The sequence below is a fragment of the Williamsia sp. Y853 genome (genome assembly GCF_056786495.1).
On record NZ_JBXCJC010000001.1, the window covers coordinates 1,204,684 to 1,226,937 of the forward strand.

Annotated in this window: 26 protein-coding genes and 1 tRNA gene; 13 read left to right on the forward strand and 14 right to left on the reverse strand. The window is 63.3% G+C overall.

The features are described 5' to 3' along the window. Positions 1-53: 53 nt before the first annotated feature. Complete coding sequence (locus AC1TPF_RS05740) at positions 54-491, reverse strand: hypothetical protein (RefSeq protein WP_482143050.1); 438 nt, start codon at positions 489-491, stop codon at positions 54-56. A gap of 117 nt (positions 492-608) precedes the next feature. Then, the gene (locus tag AC1TPF_RS05745; protein ID WP_482136081.1) at positions 609-965 is read right to left on the reverse strand and encodes an SH3 domain-containing protein; all 357 of its coding nucleotides are present in this window, start codon (positions 963-965) and stop codon (positions 609-611) included. A 154-nt stretch (positions 966-1,119) separates the two neighbouring features. Here AC1TPF_RS05745 and AC1TPF_RS05750 point away from each other — a divergent pair, with 154 nt between their 5' ends. Beyond that, complete coding sequence (locus AC1TPF_RS05750; RefSeq protein WP_482136080.1) at positions 1,120-2,526, forward strand: YibE/F family protein; 1,407 nt, start codon at positions 1,120-1,122, stop codon at positions 2,524-2,526. 22 nt (positions 2,527-2,548) lie between these two features. Here AC1TPF_RS05750 and AC1TPF_RS05755 read toward each other — a convergent pair whose 3' ends face one another. From AC1TPF_RS05755 to AC1TPF_RS05765, 3 genes are read right to left on the reverse strand one after another with little or no spacing between them, the layout of a single operon-like run. Then, complete coding sequence (locus AC1TPF_RS05755; protein WP_482136079.1) at positions 2,549-3,541, reverse strand: fumarylacetoacetate hydrolase family protein; 993 nt, start codon at positions 3,539-3,541, stop codon at positions 2,549-2,551. Further along, the gene (locus AC1TPF_RS05760; protein ID WP_482136078.1) at positions 3,538-4,533 is read right to left on the reverse strand and encodes an MBL fold metallo-hydrolase; all 996 of its coding nucleotides are present in this window, start codon (positions 4,531-4,533) and stop codon (positions 3,538-3,540) included. Before AC1TPF_RS05760 ends, AC1TPF_RS05755 begins: the two co-directional genes overlap by 4 nt. A gap of 28 nt (positions 4,534-4,561) precedes the next feature. Next, on the reverse strand, positions 4,562-5,590 hold the full coding sequence (locus AC1TPF_RS05765; RefSeq protein ID WP_482136077.1) for an ABC transporter permease: 1,029 nt from the start codon (positions 5,588-5,590) through the stop codon (positions 4,562-4,564). 112 nt (positions 5,591-5,702) lie between these two features. Between AC1TPF_RS05765 and AC1TPF_RS05770 the strand changes: the two genes are divergently transcribed. Together AC1TPF_RS05770 and AC1TPF_RS05775 are read left to right on the forward strand one after the other, a co-directional pair. After that, positions 5,703-6,293 carry a TetR/AcrR family transcriptional regulator gene (locus AC1TPF_RS05770; RefSeq protein ID WP_482136076.1) on the forward strand — a complete coding sequence of 197 codons (591 nt, stop codon included), beginning with the start codon at positions 5,703-5,705 and terminating at the stop codon, positions 6,291-6,293. A 41-nt stretch (positions 6,294-6,334) separates the two neighbouring features. Beyond that, on the forward strand, positions 6,335-6,925 hold the full coding sequence (locus AC1TPF_RS05775; RefSeq protein WP_482136075.1) for an HdeD family acid-resistance protein: 591 nt from the start codon (positions 6,335-6,337) through the stop codon (positions 6,923-6,925). On the opposite strand, the gene AC1TPF_RS05780 is transcribed toward AC1TPF_RS05775, so the two are convergent. Continuing rightward, on the reverse strand, positions 6,919-7,725 hold the full coding sequence (locus tag AC1TPF_RS05780) for a lytic transglycosylase domain-containing protein (protein WP_482136074.1): 807 nt from the start codon (positions 7,723-7,725) through the stop codon (positions 6,919-6,921). The two genes, AC1TPF_RS05775 and AC1TPF_RS05780, sit on opposite strands and share 7 nt — an antisense overlap. Before the next feature lie 288 nt (positions 7,726-8,013). Beyond that, the gene (locus AC1TPF_RS05785) at positions 8,014-8,685 is read right to left on the reverse strand and encodes an acyl-CoA-like ligand-binding transcription factor (RefSeq protein WP_482136073.1); all 672 of its coding nucleotides are present in this window, start codon (positions 8,683-8,685) and stop codon (positions 8,014-8,016) included. Positions 8,686-8,810: 125 nt separating this feature from the next. Between AC1TPF_RS05785 and AC1TPF_RS05790 the strand changes: the two genes are divergently transcribed. Both AC1TPF_RS05790 and AC1TPF_RS05795 read left to right on the forward strand, forming a co-directional pair. Continuing rightward, positions 8,811-9,758, forward strand: coding sequence for an AAA family ATPase (locus AC1TPF_RS05790; protein WP_482136072.1), 948 nt, complete (start codon positions 8,811-8,813; stop codon positions 9,756-9,758). A gap of 69 nt (positions 9,759-9,827) precedes the next feature. Further along, positions 9,828-10,748, forward strand: a complete 921-nt coding sequence (locus AC1TPF_RS05795; RefSeq protein ID WP_482136071.1) for a vWA domain-containing protein — start codon at positions 9,828-9,830, stop codon at positions 10,746-10,748. A 1-nt stretch (position 10,749) separates the two neighbouring features. On the opposite strand, the gene AC1TPF_RS05800 is transcribed toward AC1TPF_RS05795, so the two are convergent. Continuing rightward, the gene (locus AC1TPF_RS05800) at positions 10,750-11,514 is read right to left on the reverse strand and encodes a DUF1542 domain-containing protein (RefSeq protein ID WP_482137272.1); all 765 of its coding nucleotides are present in this window, start codon (positions 11,512-11,514) and stop codon (positions 10,750-10,752) included. 164 nt (positions 11,515-11,678) lie between these two features. Here AC1TPF_RS05800 and AC1TPF_RS05805 point away from each other — a divergent pair, with 164 nt between their 5' ends. Next, on the forward strand, positions 11,679-12,245 hold the full coding sequence (locus AC1TPF_RS05805; protein WP_482136070.1) for a DUF4334 domain-containing protein: 567 nt from the start codon (positions 11,679-11,681) through the stop codon (positions 12,243-12,245). Between the two features lie 6 nt (positions 12,246-12,251). On the opposite strand, the gene AC1TPF_RS05810 is transcribed toward AC1TPF_RS05805, so the two are convergent. Beyond that, entirely contained in the window at positions 12,252-13,436 is a 1,185-nt protein-coding gene (locus AC1TPF_RS05810) for a DUF4185 domain-containing protein (RefSeq protein WP_482143052.1), read from the reverse strand. Between the two features lie 232 nt (positions 13,437-13,668). Between AC1TPF_RS05810 and AC1TPF_RS05815 the strand changes: the two genes are divergently transcribed. After that, complete coding sequence (locus AC1TPF_RS05815) at positions 13,669-14,310, forward strand: nucleoside/nucleotide kinase family protein (RefSeq protein ID WP_482136068.1); 642 nt, start codon at positions 13,669-13,671, stop codon at positions 14,308-14,310. Here the strand turns inward: AC1TPF_RS05815 and AC1TPF_RS05820 are convergent. From AC1TPF_RS05820 to AC1TPF_RS05830, 3 genes are all read right to left on the reverse strand, one after another. Next, positions 14,307-14,813 (reverse strand): hypothetical protein, encoded by a 507-nt coding sequence (locus tag AC1TPF_RS05820; protein ID WP_482136067.1) that lies wholly within the window; start codon positions 14,811-14,813, stop codon positions 14,307-14,309. The two genes, AC1TPF_RS05815 and AC1TPF_RS05820, sit on opposite strands and share 4 nt — an antisense overlap. 278 nt (positions 14,814-15,091) lie before the next feature. Further along, positions 15,092-15,556: a DIP1984 family protein gene (locus AC1TPF_RS05825; protein ID WP_482143053.1), complete on the reverse strand. Its 465-nt coding sequence runs from the start codon at positions 15,554-15,556 to the stop codon at positions 15,092-15,094. Between the two features lie 217 nt (positions 15,557-15,773). After that, positions 15,774-16,019 (reverse strand): hypothetical protein, encoded by a 246-nt coding sequence (locus AC1TPF_RS05830; protein ID WP_482136065.1) that lies wholly within the window; start codon positions 16,017-16,019, stop codon positions 15,774-15,776. A gap of 187 nt (positions 16,020-16,206) precedes the next feature. Here AC1TPF_RS05830 and AC1TPF_RS05835 point away from each other — a divergent pair, with 187 nt between their 5' ends. Both AC1TPF_RS05835 and AC1TPF_RS05840 read left to right on the forward strand, forming a co-directional pair. Further along, positions 16,207-16,524 (forward strand): antibiotic biosynthesis monooxygenase family protein, encoded by a 318-nt coding sequence (locus AC1TPF_RS05835; RefSeq protein WP_482143055.1) that lies wholly within the window; start codon positions 16,207-16,209, stop codon positions 16,522-16,524. Positions 16,525-16,905: 381 nt separating this feature from the next. Beyond that, positions 16,906-17,430, forward strand: a complete 525-nt coding sequence (locus AC1TPF_RS05840; RefSeq protein ID WP_482143056.1) for a CarD family transcriptional regulator — start codon at positions 16,906-16,908, stop codon at positions 17,428-17,430. Positions 17,431-17,471: 41 nt separating this feature from the next. On the opposite strand, the gene AC1TPF_RS05845 is transcribed toward AC1TPF_RS05840, so the two are convergent. Beyond that, a tRNA-Gly gene (locus tag AC1TPF_RS05845) sits at positions 17,472-17,545 on the reverse strand. Between the two features lie 125 nt (positions 17,546-17,670). Here AC1TPF_RS05845 and AC1TPF_RS05850 point away from each other — a divergent pair. Further along, positions 17,671-19,443, forward strand: a complete 1,773-nt coding sequence (locus AC1TPF_RS05850) for an HNH endonuclease signature motif containing protein (RefSeq protein WP_482143058.1) — start codon at positions 17,671-17,673, stop codon at positions 19,441-19,443. Positions 19,444-19,543: 100 nt separating this feature from the next. Further along, complete coding sequence (locus AC1TPF_RS05855) at positions 19,544-20,182, forward strand: class I SAM-dependent methyltransferase (RefSeq protein ID WP_482143060.1); 639 nt, start codon at positions 19,544-19,546, stop codon at positions 20,180-20,182. Between the two features lie 11 nt (positions 20,183-20,193). On the opposite strand, the gene AC1TPF_RS05860 is transcribed toward AC1TPF_RS05855, so the two are convergent. Further along, positions 20,194-21,072, reverse strand: a complete 879-nt coding sequence (locus AC1TPF_RS05860) for a sigma-70 family RNA polymerase sigma factor (protein ID WP_482143061.1) — start codon at positions 21,070-21,072, stop codon at positions 20,194-20,196. 97 nt (positions 21,073-21,169) lie between these two features. Here AC1TPF_RS05860 and AC1TPF_RS05865 point away from each other — a divergent pair, with 97 nt between their 5' ends. Both AC1TPF_RS05865 and dcd read left to right on the forward strand, forming a co-directional pair. Continuing rightward, a complete protein-coding gene (locus AC1TPF_RS05865; protein WP_482136059.1) occupies positions 21,170-21,631 on the forward strand; it encodes a carboxymuconolactone decarboxylase family protein in 462 nt (153 codons plus the stop codon). Positions 21,632-21,656: 25 nt separating this feature from the next. Then, a complete protein-coding gene (gene dcd / locus AC1TPF_RS05870) occupies positions 21,657-22,235 on the forward strand; it encodes a dCTP deaminase (RefSeq protein WP_482136058.1) in 579 nt (192 codons plus the stop codon). The last annotated feature ends 19 nt before the right edge of the window (positions 22,236-22,254 follow it).

Here is a 22,254-nt window from a genome sequence, read left to right on the forward strand (position 1 = left end):
TCTAAGCATCGGACCCGCGGAACAGCTCAACCCGGGGTGCCTGGGCGGGGGTGTCAGTGAGCTGCGGGTTTCGTGGTTTCTGCCTGATAGCGGACGACGGCGTCGCGGAAGGACAGCGCCTTGCGGTGTTGGCCGTCGGCGGTCAGTGAGTCAGCGGCGCGCTCGCACAGTTCGGCGGCCTCGTCGGGACGTCCGAGGCCGTCCAGGGTTCGCGCCATGTGTTCGACGACGTCGAGGGTGTCGGGGTCGATCGGTCCGTGGGTGAATGTGTACTTCGCGAGTAGTTCGCGGCACTGCGGTTCGCATTCGGCCCAGAGCCCCAGCCGTACCTGGCACCGGATCACGGCATGCAGGTTCGAGAGGCATTTCAGTGAATAAGGACCTTCACGGCGGCAGCGGATCTCTTTCAGAACCGAGAATTCCGCAAGCGCATGTTCGTATTCACCGGCTTCGAAGAGCTCGGTGGCCTCGCGCTGCATTTCATCGAGCACACGTTCACTCTGGCGTATCCGGTGTCTCGCTGCGGCGATTCACCGATATCCGCTCCCTGAGATGAGGTTGTCGATGAGGTGGTCGACGCCGGACCGCCGGTCGGGGCCCGACTCAGGTCAGCAGCGCGTGTTGCTGCTGGTGTTGAGGTAGACGTGTGAAATCCAGCCCTGCTTGTGGGCGTCGTCGAACTGGACGTGTACGAACTTCTTGCCTGCGGCGTTGATGATGTAGCAGTCGAAGTCCAGGAAGACACCCCCCGGAACACCGGTGACGACGTTGCAGGTGTTGTCCGGTCCGGTGCGTAACACCGCATTGTTCGACTTGGCGGTGCCTTTGCCAGTGTCCTTGTCGGACCAGGCGTGCGTGCAGGAGATCGGCGTTGGTTCGGCTTGCGCTGGGGCGGAGGTCCCTCCGATGAGACCCGCCGTCACCACGGGGATTGCTGCCGCTGCGACGGAGAATGAGCGTTTCATGGTGACATATTCCTTTCTTGTGGTATATGGATGAGCCATTTCCACGGTAGGCCCGATCTCGCCGGGGACGGTAGGCCTCGTCTGTCGACGAGCCGGATCGAACCCAAGACGTGACGTTCGGCGAACGCGTGGGCGCGACCACTAGGGTGACCGGGTGAGCCGACCCTCTCGTCGCGACGAGTCGCACCAACATCATCACCACCAGCTGGGCCCGGTGGACCTGCATCCGAACGTGGCGAAGGTGGTCATCGGGCTGCTGGTCGCATCCGCGATCGCGGTTGTCCTCGGACTCGTCCTGCTCTGGCCCGGCGACCGGGATCACGACATCCCGGTGAACTTCCAGTCGGTCGGTGGTGGCTCCATCCAGGTCGAATCGGGGCAGGTGGTGGCACAGGCCACCTCCGATTGCCTCAATCGGCAGTCCGGGCAGGTGTTCGCAGGCGATGCGGCGGTCGCGTCCGTCAACGACGGTCCGTGCATCCAGAACACCGTGCGGCTGACGTCGGGGCCCAATGAGGGCGCCAACACACTGATCGAAGTCCCGACGCATCGGGTGCAGGCCGGGATCGCGCAGGATTCGGGCAGTGATGAGCTCACGGCGCAGCAGCTTGCGCAGCCGTTGCCCGGTCAACCGGACCTGAAGGTCGGCGACAACATCAAGCTGTCGCGTTCGGCCGGTGTCGACGGGACCGACACCTATTCGTTCTTCGACTACGGCCGCTCGACGTCGATCATCGTGTGGGCGTTGGTGTTCGTGTTTGCGATCGTCCTGGTGGCCTCGTGGCGGGGACTGCGGTCGGTGATCGGACTCGTCTTCGCCTTCGCGGTGCTCTTCGGATTCACGCTGCCCGCGATGCTGGACGGAAAGTCGCCGGTCGCGGTGGCGATCGTGTCGTCGGCGGCGATCTTGTTCGTGGTCATCTATCTCGCGCACGGCCTGAGTCTGCGGACCAGTGCGGCGTTGCTCGGAACCCTGGCGTCACTTCTGTTGGCAGGTTTTCTGTCCTGGCTGGCCATCGAGACGATGCACATCTCCGGCATCTCGCAGGAGCAGACGATCAATCTGCAGATCTACAACAACGCCATCTCGGTGAACGGAATCCTGTTGGCGGGATTCATCATCGGTGCGCTCGGTGTGCTCAACGACGTGACCATCACCCAGGCGTCGGCGGTGTTCGAGCTCTCCGCGGCCGACGGTGGCAATCGGTTGCAGACCTTCACTGCCGCGATGCGGGTGGGCCGAGACCACATCGCGAGCACCGTGTACACGCTGGTGTTCGCATACGCAGGCAGCACACTTCCGCTGTTGCTGCTGTTCTCGGTCTCCGGTCAGACTCTCGGGACCTTGATGACCACCGAATTGGTGGCGATCGAACTTGCCCGAAGCTTTGTCGGTGGTATCGCGATTGCACTGTCGGTTCCGCTGACCACCGCGGTTGCGGTGATGCTGTCCACCAGGCCGACCGGTGACAACAGCAAGAACAACGACAGCAACAGCAGCAACCGCCTGCCACTGGACAAGCCCGAACCGGAACACGGACGGCACTGGTTGCCCGAGTAGGTCTTCACCGGACTGATCCGTCTCAGCCCGGGTATGCCACCGTGTTGGTCACCGAACCGATCCCGTCGATCGTCAGGGCCACCTCATCGCCCGGGCGGATCCAGCGGTCGAGTTCGAGGCCGCATCCCGACGGCAAGGTGCCGGAGGTGATCAGTTCACCGGCGTGCAGATTCTCTGACTGACTGGCCCAGGCGACGACTTCACCTGGGCTGTAACGCAATCCGTGAGTGCTGGTGGCTGACCACAACTCGCCGTTGACGCGGACCGAGGCGGTGAGTCGGTCGATCTTGGGCAGGATCTCGTCGGCGGTGACCACCACCGAACCGATAGAGCTACCAAAGGTTTTGGTTTTCACCACGGGTCCGAACACGCCGCGCCGATGCTCGTCCCACTGCACGTCGCGTGCACTGAAGTCGTTGAACACCACAAATCCACCAATCGCGGCAGCCGCAGCTTTGGGCGTGGCATCGCGAACGGGATGGGCGATGATCATGCCGAACTCGAGTTCGTAGTCGAGTTCGGTGGTGTAGGCGGGCCAAGGCATCGGTTCACCGTCACCGATCACCGTCAGATGATTGCCGGTGTAATAGACGGGGTGATCGTAGAATGCGGCACCCGGTCGTAGCAGTGGAAAGACCCTGCGCGTCAAGCGTTCATAGGTCCGGATGATCGGCCGACTGACGGGGAGGTTGCGTTGGACCAGGCCGTGTGCGGCCTTGATCCAGTGTTCTTCCCACCCGAGAAAGCAGCGTAACGAGCTGGGGTAGTAGGGGATGGCCGGTGGCGGATCAATGGAGATCCCGATACCCGCATTCGCGGCCTGATCGACGATGTCGATGATCTTGGCGCGGGATTGCACGCCGGCAGCCAGGAGTGCCAACAGATTTGACTGCAGATGCGTGAGTTCTTCGAGTCCGTCCCGGGCCCCCAGTGCGGCGCGCAGACTGATCCAGTGCCCCGACGGCTCGTGCAGGATCGCCAGTGACGAGGGCCCGGGTAGGCGGCGGATCTTCATGACTGCATGGCGTGCTGGAGTTTGCCGGCGTCGGCAAAGGCCCGGGCCCGGCGAACGATGGTGGGCGGCGCGGGCTGCGCGCCATCGAACAATCGGTAGAAAGTGCTGAGATTCAGCACGATGCGTTCGGGAGAGCCCCATTGCGAGAAGGGGACGAACTCGGGGGAACGGATCAATTCACGGGCCGCTGCCAGTGGTGCCCGCCCGGCGGCGTGGTTGTCACGGGCGGCCTGCGACAACCACATCCAGTAGTCGCGCAACAGCTCGATCTCGGCGCGACCGCAGATCGGGCCGTGTCCGGGAACGTACGTCGCGCCGTCGAGTTGGAGTAGATGGTCGATTGCGGTTATCCAATTAACCAGCGGCCCATGCCAGATCACCGGGGTGGTGCCGATGAACAAGAGATCGCCGGTGAAGACGACACCGGTGTCGCGGATGTGGACGATGAGATCCCCGGGTGTGTGCGCAGGCCCGAAGTTACGTAGATGAGCGACGCGGCCCCCGACCTTGATGTCTTCGGTGTCGGAAAAGGTGTGGTCGGGCAGCCGCGGTAGCCGCTTGGGTAGGTCGGCGCCGCCCGTCACCTGATGCATGTATCGGCCGAGATGTCCTGCCGGACCGGGTATCGACCGGCTCAGCTTGCCGATCGAGGCGAACGAGGCCACCGCCCCCGGTGGTGTGTCATCTTTCATCGCAGCCAGCGCGGCCACCGACGTTGTGATGCGTGTCGTTTCGGGAAGTGTGTTGTTGCCCCACCAGTGGTCACCGTCGGAGTGGGTGTTGACCGCTTCGGTGATCGGGACATCGCTCACCGACGACCACGCTTCGACGTTGGCCTGCGCCCGGCCACGGTCCCAGACCGTGTCGATCACCATCGCTGCGTCGTCGCCCACCACCAACCCGGTGTTGGTCTGCCCCCATCCGCCGGGTAGGTGCATGAAAGCGTATGTTCTGCTGTCGATTTGGGTCAGTTGGTTGTGCCGAGTGGGCATCGGTGTTCCTAAGTTGAGGCCTTTCGACTCACTGTACCGAGCGAGGGCTCGCTTTTGTTGGCTCTGGGGAGACTCCGGAATCGACCGTGGCGAGGGCGCCGAATGTCTCGTCGTCGGCGGACGGAGTCCGCTTGTGCGCGAGGAGTATCAGGCCTGCACCGATCGCGGTCCAGCACAACAGCACGATCACTGCGTGGATGCCGCCGTGGCCGTCGAAGAAGGCAAGCGAACGAAGGAGCGTTCCCGATGCGCCCGGGGGTAGCAGTTGGCCGAGTTCGGCCCACCCCGAAGGCAGCCAATACGGGCTCGTCGCGATGCCCGACAACGGATTGCCGACAATCATCATGACGACTGCCCCGGCGCCGAATCCGACCATGCCGACATTGGCGGCCAGTCCGAGCAGGGTCAGGCTGATCGCAGACATCCCGAGCGCGATCCCGAGCGATACCGCGACGAAGTTGCTGTCGAATGTGCCGACGGCAAACCGCAGGATCAGTCCGAGCGCGAATCCGGCGAGAACTGCCATGCCGACCGCGGCCGCACCCTGATGGCGAGGTTTTCCCGGAAGGAGTTTGCTGAAGGCGACGGCGGGGATGATGCCGCCGAGCACCAGTGGCAGTGCCAGCCCGGCGATGCCGGTGCCCTGCGGATCGTCCGCCGTGGTGGCGACGACATCTTCGACCGGCACCGCCACACCGCTCGCCGTCGATATCGCGGTTGCCACGGCCCGCAGGGTCTGGGCGATCTGTGCTCCGCCCGCCGATGTCACGAACACCGTCGTCGGCCCAGTGGCGGTGACGGCGATGCCACCGACAACCTCCCGGTCCTCGATGCCGGTCCGGAGCTCGTCGACCGAGTCGTAGTGGCGGAGATCGAATGTGTCCGCGGACTGTGCCCGCAATCCATTCTCGATGGGCGTGCTCGCCGTCACCGGTCCGGCTATACCGATCGGAAGATCTTGTGCTCCAGAGTTTTTCATCGGCAGGACAAAAGCGAGCGAGATCAGTGCCAGCACCCCGGCCAGTCCGATCATCGCCCCTACGATCTTGCGGTTCATGGGAACCCTCCACCTGTCATATGTGGAGGAATATCCTCCACTTGATATGGAGGATATTCCTCCGTATAGAATCTGCTGTCAAATGCGGTGTCGCGAGGAAGGGGGCGTCTAAGTGAGGGCGGATGCGGTGCAGCGGCGGGCCAGATTGATGGACGCCGGACGGGAGATGTTCGCGGAAGTCGGCTACGACGTGCCACTCGAGGCGATTGCCGAACGTGCCGGGGTCGGTATTGCCACCCTCTACCGGAACTTCCCAACTCGCCACGACCTGAAAGTCGCGTTGTTGGAGGACGGATTGGTCCGGGCCCGCGCGACCCTCGAAGCGTTGATCGAGGACGTCGACGCGAATCCGGCAGAGGCGCTGGTAAGGCTCAGTGGAATGTTCGTGTCACTGCGATTGGGCTCGCTGATACCGATCATCGTCCGCGATGTCGACGTGTTGCCGCAGCATCTGATCGACGAACGTCACGCAAACCTTGCCATGCTGGGCGAGGTTCTCACTCGGGCCAAGGCCAAAGGTGTTGTGCGCAAGGATCTCACAGAGCTCGACTTCTTCGCCGGACTGGCATTGATCACCCGGCCCCAACCGTCGCTGGAGGCCGACCCGATGGTGGCGGGCAACACCACGGTTGATGTATTGATCCCGCGAGTACTGGCCATCTTCCTTGCCGGGCTCCGGCCGGATGGCACAGACTTGCCCTGAATTACCGCGTCACCAGGAGTTTCGCGGGGTAAGTTCCACCCATGACGAACATTGTTGTCACCCAGTCGTTTCCCGATCAGCTGCGCAATGCGGTGCGGGCCGGGCTCATCGCCACCGCGGCCATCGGGATCATCATCGGCATCGTGGCCCTCATCTGGCCCGAGCCCACACTTGTCGTGGTTGCGGTCCTCTTCGGGATCACCCTGATCTTCACCGGCATCTACCGCCTGACCATGGCCTTCTCGGCAAAGCTGCTGCCAACCGGGCTGCGGTTCTTCCTCGGGCTCATGGGTGCGATCATCTTGATCGCGGGCATCGTGTGCCTGTTCAACCCGGCTGAATCACTGGTCTTGCTGGCCATCGTGATCGGTATCTCGTGGATCTTCCAGGGGATTCAGGAGATCGCCGCCGGACTCGGCGGTGCCCTGTACGCGCCCAAATGGTTCCTCATCGGGTCCGGCGTGATCTCACTCATCGCCGGCATCGTCGTGCTGTTCCTGCCGGGCGCCGCGGTCACCACGTTCCTCATTGTCGGCGCGATCCTGCTCATCATCGTCAGTGTCGTCACGCTGCTGACCCTGCCGCGAGAGACGACCACACCTGCGGCCTGGCCGGCACCTTCGAATCAGTAGCCCTCGGCCCAGCCACGCACCTTGGACACGTAGTCCATCGAGTTGTTGTAACGCAGGACGGCTTTGACGACCTGGGCCGGATCCCGGAGGTCGAGACCGTCGTCGCAGAGGTAGTGGCCAGTGGTCAGGGCCGCGTCAAAGAGGTTCTGGGGGTCGGCGACGCCGTCGCCGTTTCCGTCTGCGGCGTAGTGATTCCAGGTTTCTGGAAGGAACTGCATCGGTCCTACCGCGCGGTCGTAGTAGGGGTTTCCGTCGAGTTTGCCGCCGTCGGTGTCGTGGATGACGTTGTTGCCTGCCAGGCTGCCGTCCAGCACCGGACCGAGGATGGGCGTCTCCAGGAGGCCCGTCGGATCGGCTTTACCGTTGTTGGCGTGGGTCGATTCGACGCGGCCGATTCCGGCGATCAGCTGCCACGAGACACCGCAGCCGGGAAGTTCCTTCGCCAGCTTCGAACCGGCGGCGTGATACGCCTCGTAGTTGATGCGGGGGATCTGGCCACTGGTCACACTCGCCGGGACCACTTCGGGTGCGGTCGCGGGGGCCGGTTCGGTTTCAGTGGTGACCTGCTCGACGACCGGGGTTGCCGCAGGTGTCACTGATTCGGTGGTCGATGCCGATCTCACCGCGGCCGATGCGGCACTGTCGGCCACCTGCTTCGTCGGTTCGCCCGTTATCTGCTGACCCGCATGGGCACCGGCTACTGCGGTGATCAGTCCGATGGGGACAAGGGTGGCCAGCGCGTACGGCGAGCGCCACTTCGTTTTCAGGGTCGACGTCTTTGGTGCCGAATGCTTACCCAAGACGATGAACCTCCTGTAGGGGGCGTTCGCCCGTTGAGTCCGCGCCGACGCTACACCAGAATTGGCCCCCTTCGTTATCGTTCCGTGATCGACCGCCGGGGGGTGCGTTGCAGGATCGAGACCCGTCGCAGGTCAGACATTTAGCAATGCGAAGAATGTGACCTCGGTCACGATATGTGCGTGTCGGGTGCCCACATGCGGTGATATTTCAGGGGGTCGATCGAGGCTCTCGGCCCCCTCAGGGGCCGAGACCGGGGTCGACCGGAGACCCGGGTTCGCCTGCGGATCTCACCACCCGGAGTGAATGGCTGGTTCCCTGGACATACAGATCGACGGCACGGTGGCCGGAAGCTGTGTGGTCCACTCCGATCCCGGATCCACCGGGACCAGCAGCCTGATCGTCGACCGAAGACAATCGGCGAGTGTGGTTTCGGGGTGCGCTATCCAGTATTCGTGCGCGGCCATGATGGCGGCGGTTGTCGCGTGGGCAAACGTCAGCGCCGCCAATTCGTTCGCGGGCCAGATGCCGCGCCGCTCCAGAAATGCGATCACCGACTCGTGGATCCTGCCGTACATCCTGGCGGCCTGGGTGTGGACTGCAGGCACGGTGAGGATCAGTTGGGCGCGGTGCCTGGCCCATCGCTCATCGGCAGGGCGACACAGCAGTGCCGCAACGACTGCCGATTCGAGCACCTCGCGTGGTGGGTAGATGCCTTCGTCGGCGGCGAGGAAGGCGTTCAGGCGGTCGATTTCGGCATCCGATTCAGCCCAGAGCACATCGGCTTTGGTTGGGAAGTATCGGAAGAATGTTCGGCGGCTGACACCGACTGCGGCGGCGATGTCCTCGACGCTGGTGCGCTCGAAACCCTGGGCGATGAAAAGCTCCTGTGCGGCGGCCGCCAGTTTGCGAGCGCTGGTCGTGGCCGGTCTCCCGCCCTTGTCTATCGTCGCTTGTTCCATGACGTTCCCCCCGGGGTTTGTATGGCTGTGTGCCATGGTCTCACCTACGTGGCCCGAAAGCGATGGCAGCTGAGCTGCGTACAGCGTCCCTTGTCGTCGGTGCCCGTCGACCTTAGATTGATGGCATGACAAGAGCTCTCGTAGATGTGGCCGCAACCGCTCAGATCCGGGCCAGGATCGCCGAGCAGGTGGTGGGACGCGAGCGTGAGGTCGACCTGTTGCTGGCAGCGGTGTCGGCCGGACGGGACCTGATGCTCGAAGGTCCTCCCGGGACCTCGAAGTCGACGTTGCTGGGAACCATCACGGCGGAGTGGGACATCCCGCTGGTGTTCGTGGAGGGCAATGCCGATCTGACCCCGAGTCGGCTTGTGGGACATCACAATCCTGCGCGGGTTCTGCGGGAGGACTACTCGGCGGACAACTTTGTCGAGGGCCCTCTCATCGAGGCGATGCGGACGGGCGGGTTCCTGTACATAGAGGAATTCAACCGGGCGCCGGAGGACACACTCAACACGTTGCTCACAGCCATGGCGGAACGGGTCATCACGATCCCTCGGGTGGGCAGCGTGAAGGCGCTCCCGACGTTCCGCGTGGTGGCGTCGATGAATCCTTACGACAACATCGGCACCACCCGGTTGTCGACGTCCGTGCACGACCGGATGTGCCGACTGGTGGTGACCTATCAAGACGCTGTGGCTGAACGCGAAATCGTGAAGCGCCGAACCGGAATCGATTCGGCTCGGGTGGTTGCCGATGCCGTTGCGGTCACGCGGGCCACCCGCGAGCGCGACGACATCCGCCAGGGGAGCAGTGTGCGTGGTGCCATCGACGTTGCGTTGCTGGCGTCGGAACTGGCGCAGATGCGTGGGATCACGCTGCCCGCGGTGGACTCGGTGGAGCCGCCGAGGGGCCTGCCGGAGGGTTACACGAACACAATGCTCGACGCGATGTTGGTGGCGTTGTCCGGGCGAATCCACCTTGACGACACCGCCTTCGAGACGCCGGAAGCGGTGTTGCGCGAGATCTGGCAGGACCATTTCATCCTGATTCCGGCGGCTGCCGAACCGGGTTGAAGAGCAGTTGCGGCCGATAGCCCGCTGTCGCGGCGGTCGAAGAGTGATCACGGCCGGGATCGCGCGCACATGCGGCCGTTGCGTCGTAAACCCAAGGTTCTCGACGAGGAACCCGCACTGCTCAAGCCGTCGGCCGGAGGTGGCGGATTCACGTTGATCCCCAAGGGAACAGAGCGCGGTAAGCCGATGCAGTTGCCCGGTTCGTCAGCGCCGGGTGCCACCGACGACGAGGGTGATCTGGTGGACTCCGACAGTGTTTCGGTCGTCGACGAGATCGGTAGGCGGCGGGCCAAGCAAATTGCTCGGAGGTTGGCGCTGGCGCAGCCGATGCGGCAACGTCGCGCCCGGCGGGCCAGTACCGGCGCGCTGACCACGATGCGTTGGCGCGGTGGTACCGACGAGATCGATCTGGATGCGACGCTGGTGGCGATCGCCGGTAATCCGTTGCCCACCGACGACGACATCCTGGTTCGTGAACGGGTCCGTAACCGCCGCTCGATCGTTCTGGTTGTCGACATCTCGGGGTCAACCAAAGGTGAGCAGGTGCGCACCGCGGCGGCGACGGTCGGCGCGATGGTCGGTGAACTCGCCCGTGATGATGTTGCGGTGGTGGCCTTTTGGTCAGATGCCGCGGTCCTGGTTCGGTTGGGGGAGCGGGTCAGCGCGGAGACCGTGCTCGATCAGTTGCTGACATTGCCGACCCAGGGACTGACCAACGTCGCGTTCGCTCTCGAGGTGGCGGCGCGGGAGCTGGCCGGGGTGCCACCGGCGGATGCGCGGGTACTGCTGCTCAGCGACTGCGTCCACAATGCGGGTCCTGATCCGCGCGGTGTCGCGGCGCGACTGCCACGTCTGGACGTCCTGCTCGACACCTCAGGGGAGGACGACGTGGACCTGGGCCGGGACCTCGCGACCATCGGCCGGGGACGATGCCGCCTGATCCGGGATCATCACGATGTGGCGCCTGCCTTGACGTCGATCTTCGGCTGACTCAGAAGCCTCCGAAGTCTCCGCCGCCGCCGAAGTCTCCGCCCCCGAAGTCCCCGCCGCCGAAATCTCCACCCTGATCGCCGCCGCCGAAGTCCCCACCCTGATCGCCGCCTTGGTCCCCGCCCATGTCACCGCTCTGGTCGGCGTCCATGCCGTCTTGATAGCCGTCGCCGTAACCGCTTTCGAAGGCGTTGCTGTCGTAGTTGACGCCGGCCATTCCGGAGAACATCGCGTTGAACAGGAGGACCGATCCCAGACCCCAGGCGCCGGCCACCAGCGCCGGTTTCCACCACGGCTCGGAATACCAGCCCGCGGGCACCGGTCGGCCCGCGACGCGTCCACCCGGGTAGTAGTTGGGCGTCTTGTCGGAGGGGTTCGGTGAGGCCGCGATGTGCCGGCCCTCGAACTCGATGTCGCGGTCTTCGCTGACGGCTCCGGAGGTCTTCTGGCCGTCGAGCGTCGCGATCTCGGGTCCGGGATCCATGTCCATGGCCAGGCGGGCCGCGCGAACGTAATAGAGGCCTTCCAATGCGGTTTGTTTCGCGAGAAGTGCCTGTTTGGGGGTGGTGGCCTGTTCGATCTGTGATCCGGCCGCATTGAACCGTTCCGAGGCATCGGACATGGCCGATTTGGCCGGTTCGTTGGAGCCGATGAGGCTGTAGACCTGACCGCCGAGTCGTTCGATGGCCTGGCGCGCATCGGCTTTCGCGTCGGCCAAAGAGGTCTCTTCGTTGCGGCGGCGCACGGAACCCTGATTTCGGGACATGGCAACGAAGCCCACGATCACAGCAATGACGGCGATGACCAGGAATATTTCCATGATCGCCCCTTTCGATTCTGAAATCGGACAAAGTCCAGCGTACCTGGCAATCTTCCGCGGATCCCGGACAAACGGTTGGCCGGAGCGCGAAGGCTGGCTAGATTGTCGGAATGTCGATCGCAGAGAACGTCATCGCCGAGCAGAAGGCCACCACCGAGCAGGCGCAGGCCGTCTTCGACGACGCCCCACCGGTCGACCCCGACTTCATGATCGGAACCTGGCGGGGCGCGGAAGTCCGGACCGGTCATTGGATGGACGGAATGCTCGCCGCCAGTGGGTGGTGGGGCAAGCAGTTCGTCGATGCCGAAACGGTGCATCCGTTGCTGTTCCCGACCGCCGACGGGCAGGCGCTGTGGGCGCTCGACCCGCGCCGGCTGCCGTTCAACCTGCTCAAGCGCGCGCCACTGCCGTCGCTGGAAGGGCGATCGCTGGCCGGCCTGGTGACGGCCTCGCGTCCGGTGATGGGAACCAAAAAGCCCAAGGCGCGGCTGCGGACCACCGTGTACGGCGGCGTGGGTTCGGCGACGATGGTCTACGACGCGCATCCCATCAACGACGTGTTTCGCAAGATCAGCGACGATGTGGTGATCGGCCTGATGGATCAGCGCGGGGCGCCGCCCTACTTCTTCTCGCTGCAGCGCGACGAGTCTCTGCCGGTGCTCGCGCAGGGGCGTTAGGGGCGGTCAGACCCGGTCGAGGTCGGTGCGCAGCAACATCACGTTGTAGTGCTTCCACACCGATGCGGTGTAGTAGAGGTACTTCCCCGACGACGAGGGATGGATGTAGGGCGCATAGATGCCGCCGAGTCCCTTCGCGGGAGCCAGGAGTTTCGGTGCGCTCCAAGGACCTTCGGGTTTCTCGGCCGTCCGCATCACGAGTCCGCCTGCACGGTCGCTGGTGTGCAGCATCACGTACCGCTGGAGGTGGTCGTTCCACGCCACCGACAATTCGCTAATGGGTTGTGGTGCAACGTTTGCGAGGTTTCCGAACTCCGTCGACCAGCGCTGGGCCACGTTGTTGGTGTAGTACTCGTACTTGTTCACGTCGAGAATGTTCTCCGGCAGAAACCTTGCCAGATAGGCGGAACCGAACCGGCCGTTGGGGGTTCCGTACTGATAGATGTAGCCGTCGTTCCCTTTGGTGTAGGCGTTCATCTGGAACTTGCTGTTGTCTTGACGGACTTGCCCGATGCCGGGAATGGTGATGTCGGCGTTGACACGAATGGTGTTGGTGTCGGGGGCCCAGGTCTGACCGTTGTTGTGCGAGACCGCGATCGCCGAGAAGTTGGTGGCCCACTGGCCGGGTTCGCCCCAGGCGCGCACCGACATGTAGTTGATGTACTGGGTGTTGCCGATGGAGATCGCGGCCGTGGGAATGCTGGTCGCTTCGATGTAGCTCACGCCGAGCGCGGGGATGAGTTCACCCGGAACCGCGCTCGAAATCGTGATCCCGTCAGAAGGGTCTGTGTCATCGGAACGGAGCAGCACATTGTGCCGCCACTCCTGCCCGGGGACCGAGCAGTTTCCGAAGGTGTCACCGAATGCCATCAGGATCTGTCCGGATCCGTTGTCCCAGCTGATCCCGAGGTCGGTGCCCGAGATGGCGAAACGGTCGTATGTGTTGTTCTTGCTGCGGGGACCGGTGACCCATTCGACAGCGTTGGTGTTGGCGCTCGCGATGACCGGGAGCGCCCCTTGCGGACCCTTCGGCGGTTGTCCGCCACTGCTGCCAAAGGCGCTGCTTCCGCTACTTCCGTTGCCGCCGTTTCCACATGGTTGCGCGACGGCGGGGGACGCCAGCGCGACGAGTCCGGCGGCAGCGAGTGTCACCACAGATATTCCGATCGTGACCGAGCGGAATGCGGGCATATTGGCTCCTTGTGCCGGACGCACATACGAAGTGACCAGTGTTGCGTGCCGATTCTGGATTTCTCAGTGTTGCAGAGATCTGCAGTGATATTCGGCGGTTTTCCCGAAGTCAAGCGGCATGCGACCACCCGTTGGATGGCTTTGGCGGTGTCGAATGCCCGGTCGAACAGCTTTCCCACCAGGTACGGATACGGCGATAATCGGCTTCGGTAATCGATGAGAGGCAGCGAATGTGATCACTGAGACGGACGAGTTGATCGAACGCCTGGAGGCGCTCCGGCGACGAAACGATCGCGTACTGGTCGGTGTGGTCGGCGCCCCGGGGAGCGGTAAGAGCACAGTATCTGCCGCGGTGGCGGATCGACTCGGCGGTGATGCCGTTGTCGTCCCGATGGATGGATTTCATCTCTCGAACTCTGAACTTGCCCGCTTGGGTCTTGCCGACCGCAAAGGTTCGATCGACACCTTCGACGGGTTCGGCTATCTCCACCTCATCAAACGTCTGCGCGACGTCGGTGAACCCGCGGTCTATGCCCCCGACTATGTCCGCGGTGTCGAAGAGTCGATAGCGGGTTCCATCGCGATCCCCGCCGAGGTTCCGGTGGTCATCACCGAGGGCAACTACCTGCTCGATACCGACGAGCCGTGGCGACAGCTGCGCTCACTGCTCGACGAGATCTGGTTCGTCGAAGCACCTCGAGAGGTTCGCTTGGAGCGATTGGTACAGCGGCACATGAGTTTCGGAATGGACGAGGCAGCGGCGCGCGCGTGGACCGGGGGTCCGGACGAGACCAACGCGGTGAGGATCGAGGCGCTCCGCGATCAAGCCGATCTGATCATCGATGTGATGCGCTTTGCCGAAACGCTGGACTAACCACCCTCGATGGCGAAACCGACTCGGCGGAAGTATTCTTCGAATCCCTCGACGTGATCGCCCAAGTGGTGGATGAGTTTTGCGGTGTCGTGTTCATGCTGGGTGGTCACCAGGCCACGGATCTCCATGGCCCAGGGCAGTACGGCGCGTCCGCCGTCGGCGACCACGTAGTTGAACCGGTCGACGAGTGCACCGCACCAGAAGAAGTCGGCGAAACAGAGATTGACAGTCTTGTCGGAGAAGATCTTTGACCACTCGAAACGGCGAGCGTGGCTCTCGTCTCCGGCGTGCTCGAAATCCAGTCCCATGCCCCAGGCGATCGTGATGTTGATGTTGGGCTTGTACGAGGCGGTTGCGTAGTGACTGTTGACCTCGATGCGGTAGCCGTCGGGAGTCACCCCGCCGTCGAACCAGTTGTGGTAGCTCGGTCCCTGATGCTTGATCACCTGCCAGTCATCTGGGCCCGAGTTCTGGATGATTTGACGGAATTCCTCGAGATTCAATGCGCTTCCCTTCGTCTGGTCGAAGGATAGCCCGCCGACGCGCATCCGAATGCAGTTCCCCTTGCCCTACCCTCCCCGATGGCAATCAGCACGTGGTGATGTGTTGTGCGCTTTGCACATTCACCTGTGCGGTGTGCTGGGCATGCGATGTGTCTGAGGGAATCGAACCCTCGGCGCCGCCCACAGCACCGCCAGGAGCGACGGATCCGCCGCCGCACGGTGTGTGCTCGCCTTGCAATCGGGTACCTGCTGCATTCGATCTCAGTCGATTTCCAGCTCTAGCCGATCAGATCCGTGGACCAGTTGGCCTGCTGGACCTGCAGATCGACCTCGCGGAGTTCGCGAGCGAGGTTGTCGGCTCGCTCGCGAAGAGGCCGGACCGTCAGCGCCGAGACATACATCAGTTCTGAACGGAGTTGCCGGTAGGCCTGCTGATTCTTGCCTGCCGCCGCGTTCGCCGAACTGGTGATCAGCGCATGGCGCAGACGCAGGACATCACGCCGCGCCAGCGCGTCGGTGATGGTGCCGTTTCCAAGAGGCGTCGCCGAGTTGGTGGCGTTGATCTTTCGGATCAGCAATTCCAGTTCACTGAGTGCGTTTTCGGCCTCGGCCAGTAGGTCTGCGGCGTTCTCGGAGGGTGGCTCACCCTCCTGGTATCGAGCGTTGTCGGCGATACGGGCACGCAGTTGCTCAACACGCCGACTTGTATCGGTGCGTCGGGCCAGCGCTTCTGCCAGCTTCATGGTGTCCTCCTTCACCTTCTCGGAAAATCGTTGTGAGCGTCAGCAATACAACGGGACCCTCACCGTGGCCGCAACTGATTTGTTTGCGGCCGTCTTTCGAAACGACGGTCGGGCAGTGTTGACGCAACATCGATTACGCGTGATGTGAAGTCGAGGATGGAAATCGGACCCGGGGGCCCGGTCTGGGTTGGGCGGCAGGGGTATTCGCCAGCCGGGCCTATCGGCTACGGAAGCCGGGGTTGTCCAGGCCGCGGACAAGATCGCATGGCCAAGGTGCGGAAGGGTTGTGACGCCCCAGGCAGTCGGCGCCATACACCCCACCTTCGGGCTGGTGGGCCTTCAACTTCCGCTTCGCGGCCTTCTCGGCCCGCACTGCGTCGGCTGAACGTCCGGCACGAACAGTCTGGCTCTGCCACCACGCACTGATCGAACCGTTCTTCTGCGCCACGAGGTCATCTGCCATGGTCGAGACTCTAGTCTCGGGGGCCTACGGGCCTCCACGGGCAGGTTCATCATTCAACAACAGGTTGTGCTTGTCATCACAGGACCGGGCACCTAGCGTTGTCGCCAGCGGGAGCTCATACGCCACGGATCTCCCCGTCGACGGCCTGCTTGGGGTCGCGCCACCACGTGGCACGGCAGGAGACGAGATGACCGTCGAATACATCCGCTACCGAATCGAAGATCAGCAGCGCCGTATCGAGTTCGAGAATGACTACGCCGCGGCCGCCGAACAGCTGGCAGCCGCCCCGCAGTGCCTTGGATGGGAGCTGTGCAACGGCGTCGAGGAACCGGAGCGCTACATCCTGCGGATTGAGTGGACGTCCGTGGAGGACCATCTTGGCGGTTTCCGTTCCAGCTCCCTGTTTCGGCAGTTCCTCGGCCACATTCGCCCCTACATCGGCGACATCGAGGAGATGAAGCACTACGAGCGCACTGGCGTCGTGTCCGTAGCAGCGGCAGGCTGACAGTCCAAAGGCCGCAACCGGAAGGATCTTCGGCGCCGGCTGCACGATATCTCCTGGCCGACTTAGGATTCAGAAGGTGTGTACGTGTGAGTCGCGTACTTGTGTTGTAGCACTGGATGTCTCGGCACAACACAGATGCGCGGGTGGCGCGTGAGCAAACTCACGGTTCCGTCCTGCGATTGCAGGAGGACAATGGAAGTGTCGGCTCGCGGGCTCCGATGTGCTCATCGGTATGAGCGCAGTGTCCCGTGGTCGCGCTGCTTGACCGATCGTCCGTTGTGGTGGTCAGGCGGCGTGATGATCGTCAGGTAGAGGGTATGCGCCCCGGGGGGTGCTTGCGGTTGAGCGCGACGCCAGCACGATCAGAAGGATCACATCACTATGCAGTTCTCTGCCGGTCAAGTTGTTGTACACCCGCACCATGGACCCGCCACGGTCGCCGAAATATACAGTCGCCCAATCCGGATGACGCCAACGCAGTATCTGCGGCTCACCATTCATCATTCCGATCTCACCATTGACCTGCCGGCCCTGCAGGCCGAGGAGCTTGGCGTCCGGCCGCTCTTCGACGCCGCCGGACTCGCGCGACTGATCGAGGTGTTGCGCGCGCCTACCGGCGACGAGCAGTTGTCGTGGACGCGGCGGTTCAAAGAGAATCAAGAGAAGCTGCGGCGCGGTGACCTCTTTGTTGCCGCCGAGGTCGTCCGGGACCTGGCCCGGCGTGAACACAACAGTCATGTTTCGGTAGGCGAGAAGGCAATGCTCCGGTCGGCGCGCGGCCCGGTGGTCACCGAGCTGTCCCTGGTCTTGTCGATTCCCGAGGAGGAAGCCGAAGGCCTCATCGACGCCAATATCTTCGAATCCGAATCGGTTCCTGAGCGACGGGTGCTCGCCGAGGCGGGCTGACTCGCTGGCTTGGCTTGGCTTGGCTTGGATCGGACGTCCGGTGGAGCCGATGACGGGAATCGAACCCGCGTATGCAGCTTGGGAAGCTGCCGTTCTGCCATTGAACTACATCGGCGTGCGGCCTAGAAGGCTGCGAGAGCGATATTAACAGGCATTGGTGCCGACGCTGTGCGCACGCCCCAAAACCGGCCGCACGCTGCATAAACCGACTTGTCGGTGGCTTGGTCCAATCTCGAATGCATGTTCGATAGAAGCGATGAGAAGCCGGTCGGGATCCCCGAGTTCGGTCCCGTGGCGTCGTTGAGTCCGAACGAACTGCTGCGCGACGCCGAGCAGGCGCTGGTGGTGCAGGCTCGGATGGAATGGGAGCGTTACGCAGTGGCTGCCGAACTGCATCGTCAGTTGGTGCAGCCCTATGCCGGCACCGAGGCCGAGATGCGGGCGACCGATCCTTTTGCGGTGTGCGCGGCCAGGATTGGGGCGGCGCAGATGAGCACCCAGTATGCAGCCGAAATCCAGATCAATCGGGCGCTGGCGTTGCGTGATCGGCTACCGCTGGTCAATCTGGCGTTGAAGGACGGAAAGGTGGCCGCGCACCATATTCCGGCGATCATCACCCGGACCGAATTAATCGAGGGTTCAGAGCATATGGCGGATATCGATCGCGATATCGCTGAGCATCTGCGTCGTCGGGGGACGTGGTCGAAGAAACGGATGCGAGACATGGTCGATGCCAGCATCTTCCGCCGCGACCCGGACCTGGTCCGCAACAAACGCGAGGACGCGAAAAACAATCGGGGTATCTGGGGCACAGCGGCCGAGTACGGCATGGCCACGATCGACGCGCATGGCACCGCGGAAGAGATGGCCATGATCATGGCCCGCCTGGAGAAGCTCGCGATGGCGGTGTGCAAGGCTGATCCGCGGCGCAAGGCCGACCGGTTGGCCGATGCGCTGTTCGCGACGGTGATGGGCCGCGAGTTCCGATGTGAATGTCCGAACGACCCGAAGTATCCATGCACCGCTGACATCTTCACCATTCCTGCTGACCAGTTGATTTCGGGTGTGGATGTCAAGATCGTCCTGCATGTGATCGCCGATCAGGCCACTGTCGACGGCACCGCAAACAATCCTGGATTCATCGCGGACCAGGGTGTCATCTCGGGTGACCACGTCCGCGACATCGCCGCCCGCCCAGACGTCGTCGTACGACCGATCGGCAACAAGGCCAAGCAGGCCAAGACCGAGCACACCAAGACCAAGGACACCAAGGCTGGGCAGCCCGCCGGCTGCACGCCCCACCCGAACCGTAAGACGCGGCGATCGAAGAAGGCCAAGCGGGCGAATAAGCCCAAGAAACTCCATGTGCAAGCTCCGCCCATCCCAGATATCGCGGACTGTCCAGACTCGGCGAAGGACGTCAAAGCGCCTTTCGTGCAGACAGTTCCACTCCCAGCAACCCAACCCGGCGATGATTACCGGCCGTCAACAGTGCTCGACAGTTACATCCGGATTCGAGACGCCTACTGCATGTGGCCCGGATGCGATGAGAAGGCCTGGGACGCCGACCTCGATCACACGCACGAATACAACCATCAATGTCCAGACGCCGGTGGTTGCACGCATCCGTCAGAGATGAAGACGCTGTGCCGGTTTCATCATCTGATGAAGACACACACCGATTGGCTCGACGACCAGTATCCCGACCCGAAGTCCGGGTGCCCCCGATTGGTGTTCACCACCCCGGAACGGCGGGACTACGACGGGCCCGCCTGGAGTGGCGACGATTTGTTTCCCGCGCTACGGATGATCGTCTTCGACAAACACCGCGCTCCGTCACGTCGGCCGCCACCGCCACCGCCACCGCCACCGCCAACGTCACCACCAACGCCGCAGCAACACCGCACGCAACCGCGTACCGCAGCCAAACACGCACGCCGCCAACAAGAACGATTCCGCAATCGCCGCCGGCGCGAAGACCAAGAGCGGAGCATCCCGCCGGCGCCGTTCTGATGGGGATGAACTGCGCATGCGGGGAGTGAACTGCGCATGCGGAGACTGAACTGTGCGTAAGTACGTGCGTGGGCCCGCGGGTCCGGGAAGGATGTTCGCAATGACGCAACCTGGTTATGACGCTCTCGCGCAGGTCTACTCCGAGACCTTTCCGACGGCGTACCAGTCCCCGCTCGAGCAGCACACGGTCGCGGCCTTCGCTGACCTGGTGTTGCAGGGTCAACGCGCAGGCATCGTGGTGGATGTGGGTTGCGGGCTCGGTCACGTGGCTGCTGACCTGTCCCGCAGGGGCCTGGAGGTGATCGGAGTCGATCCGAGTCAGGAAATGTTGCAGATCGCTCGTCGCAACCATCCCGAACTCCGATTCGTCCACGATGACGCCGAGCTGAGGTCGGTGGAGTTGGCAGACGAGCGTGTCATCGCAATTCTGGCGCGTTACAGTCTGATTCACGTACCGCCGTCAGAGATCCCGGCAGTATTCGCCAGATGGGCAGCGAGAATGGACCCAGGGGCGCTCGTCGCGGTCGCCTGCCAGGCCACCGACGACGTGGATGCGGTCGTCGAGTTCGATCATGCGGTGGCACCGGCGTGGCGGTGGCACCCGAACCGGCTGGCAGAAGCACTGTTTGACGCCGGCTTTGATGAACTGTGGCGCACCATCAACCGCCCCGACGCCGACTATCGATTTCCCTTGTTTCACGTGGTTGCACGCCGAAGGGAACAACGTCCGAGGGGATAGTGACCGACGGGTCAGAAGACCCCCGAGAAATCCATCCGCGCAATCCGTTCCGGATCGGAAACGATGTTCATCGCGAGCACGCGATTATTGGCAACGGTGAACGATGCGATCGCGGACACCTCGTCGCCGGCGAACGACAGCACACCGATGCCGTCGTTCACGCGCACCATGTGACTGCGTGCGTTCGCAGCCCGGTAGATGATCGCGCCGCGGGCCACCTGATTGACGCCCACCAGCTCCATCGGAGCCTTGTCGGCCGCATGATCGTTGCGCAACACGATGTCCGGGTCGAGCACCGCCATGAGTGCGTCGAGATCGCCGCCACGAGACGCAGCAAGAAATGCCTCGACCACCCTTCGCTGTTCCGAATGCTTTGGCGACCGGGGCGTAGCACCCTGCACGCGAGTACGCGCGCGACTGGCCAGCTTCCTGGCCGCAGCGGGTGTCTTGTCGACGATCGGCGCGACTTCCTCGAACGGCATCGCGAACAGATCGTGCAGAACAAATGCCAACCGCTCACTCGGCGTGAGCGTCTCCAACACCACCAGTAGCGCGACACTCACCGAGTCGGCCAGCATGGCTTGGCCTTCCGGGTCGTCCGCCGAGTCGAGCGGAGCCACAATCGGATCGGGCAGATGCACGATCTCCATCGATTCTTCATGGCGGGTCCGTCGCGACCGCAACATGTTCAAACACACGCGTGAGGTGACCGTGGTGAACCAGCCGCCGATATTGGCGATGTCATCGGTGTCGGCGGCGGCGACCTTCAGCCAGGTCTCCTGCACCGCGTCCTCGGCCTCGGGCAGCGACCCCAGCATTCGATAGGCAACGGCGCGCAGGTGTCCACGATTGGCCTCGAACTCGGCGAGCAAAAAATTGGTGGTGTCCATCGGTCACATTTCCCTTCCCTCGGGTGTCAGAGCTATGAACCGCCCGACACCGCAGATGTGACATGCACATCGGCCGGGCCGATCCGAGGAGCCGAAAATGTCCGCACGTATGACCAACCCAGCCACCATCCTGCCGCAGGCCGTCAAGGCCATCCCGCATCTGCTCGGTGCGATTGACCAAGGCGGTGTCTCGCTCACGTTGCGCGAACTCATCATGCTTCGCGCCAGCCAGATCAACGGATGCGCGGCGTGTGTGTACGGCCACGTCGCGGCCTTGCGAAACGAAGGCGAATCCCAAGATCGCATCGACACTGTCGCGGTCTGGCGGGAATCGCCCTTCTTCACCGACGCCGAGCGGGCCGCCCTGAACCTGACGGAATCAGCCACCCGGCTCGCCGATTCGCCTGGCACAGCCGTTCCGGATGCGGTCTGGGACGAGGCCGCCGACCTCTTCGACGAAAAGGCGATGGCGGGGATCGTCCTGGCGATTGCAACCATCAATTTCTTCAACCGCATCAACGTGACGATTCAAGAACCCGCAGGCACAACGTGGAGCTGACTCCGGGAGCGGCTAACCTCGTCCTGTGCTGCTCTCCGACCGCGATATCCGTGCCCAGATAGCTGACGGCCGGTTGGCCATCGATCCGTTCGACCCGACGCTGGTCCAGCCGTCCAGCATCGACGTCCGGCTCGATGGTCTTTTCCGGGTCTTCAACAACACCCGCTACACCCACATCGACCCTGCTCAACGGCAGGACGAGCTGACAACGCTTGTCGAGCGAACCGAGGGTGAGCCGTTTGTGCTGCACCCCGGCGAGTTCGTCCTCGGGTCGACGCTCGAGGTCTGCACCCTCCCCGACGACCTCGCAGGCCGCCTCGAAGGCAAGTCGTCGCTGGGTCGACTGGGGCTGCTGACGCACTCGACGGCAGGTTTCATCGACCCCGGCTTCACCGGACACATCACGCTGGAGCTCTCGAATGTCGCGAACCTGCCGATCACGTTGTGGCCGGGCATGAAGATCGGGCAGCTGTGCCTGATCAAGCTGTCCAGTCCGGCGGAATCGCCGTACGGCAGCGCCGCGGCCGGATCCAAGTACCAGGGACAACGCGGCCCGACCCCGTCCAAGGCCTACCTGAACTTCCCCCAGAAGCAGAACGACTGAAGGGTTCCGCTGACGGTGG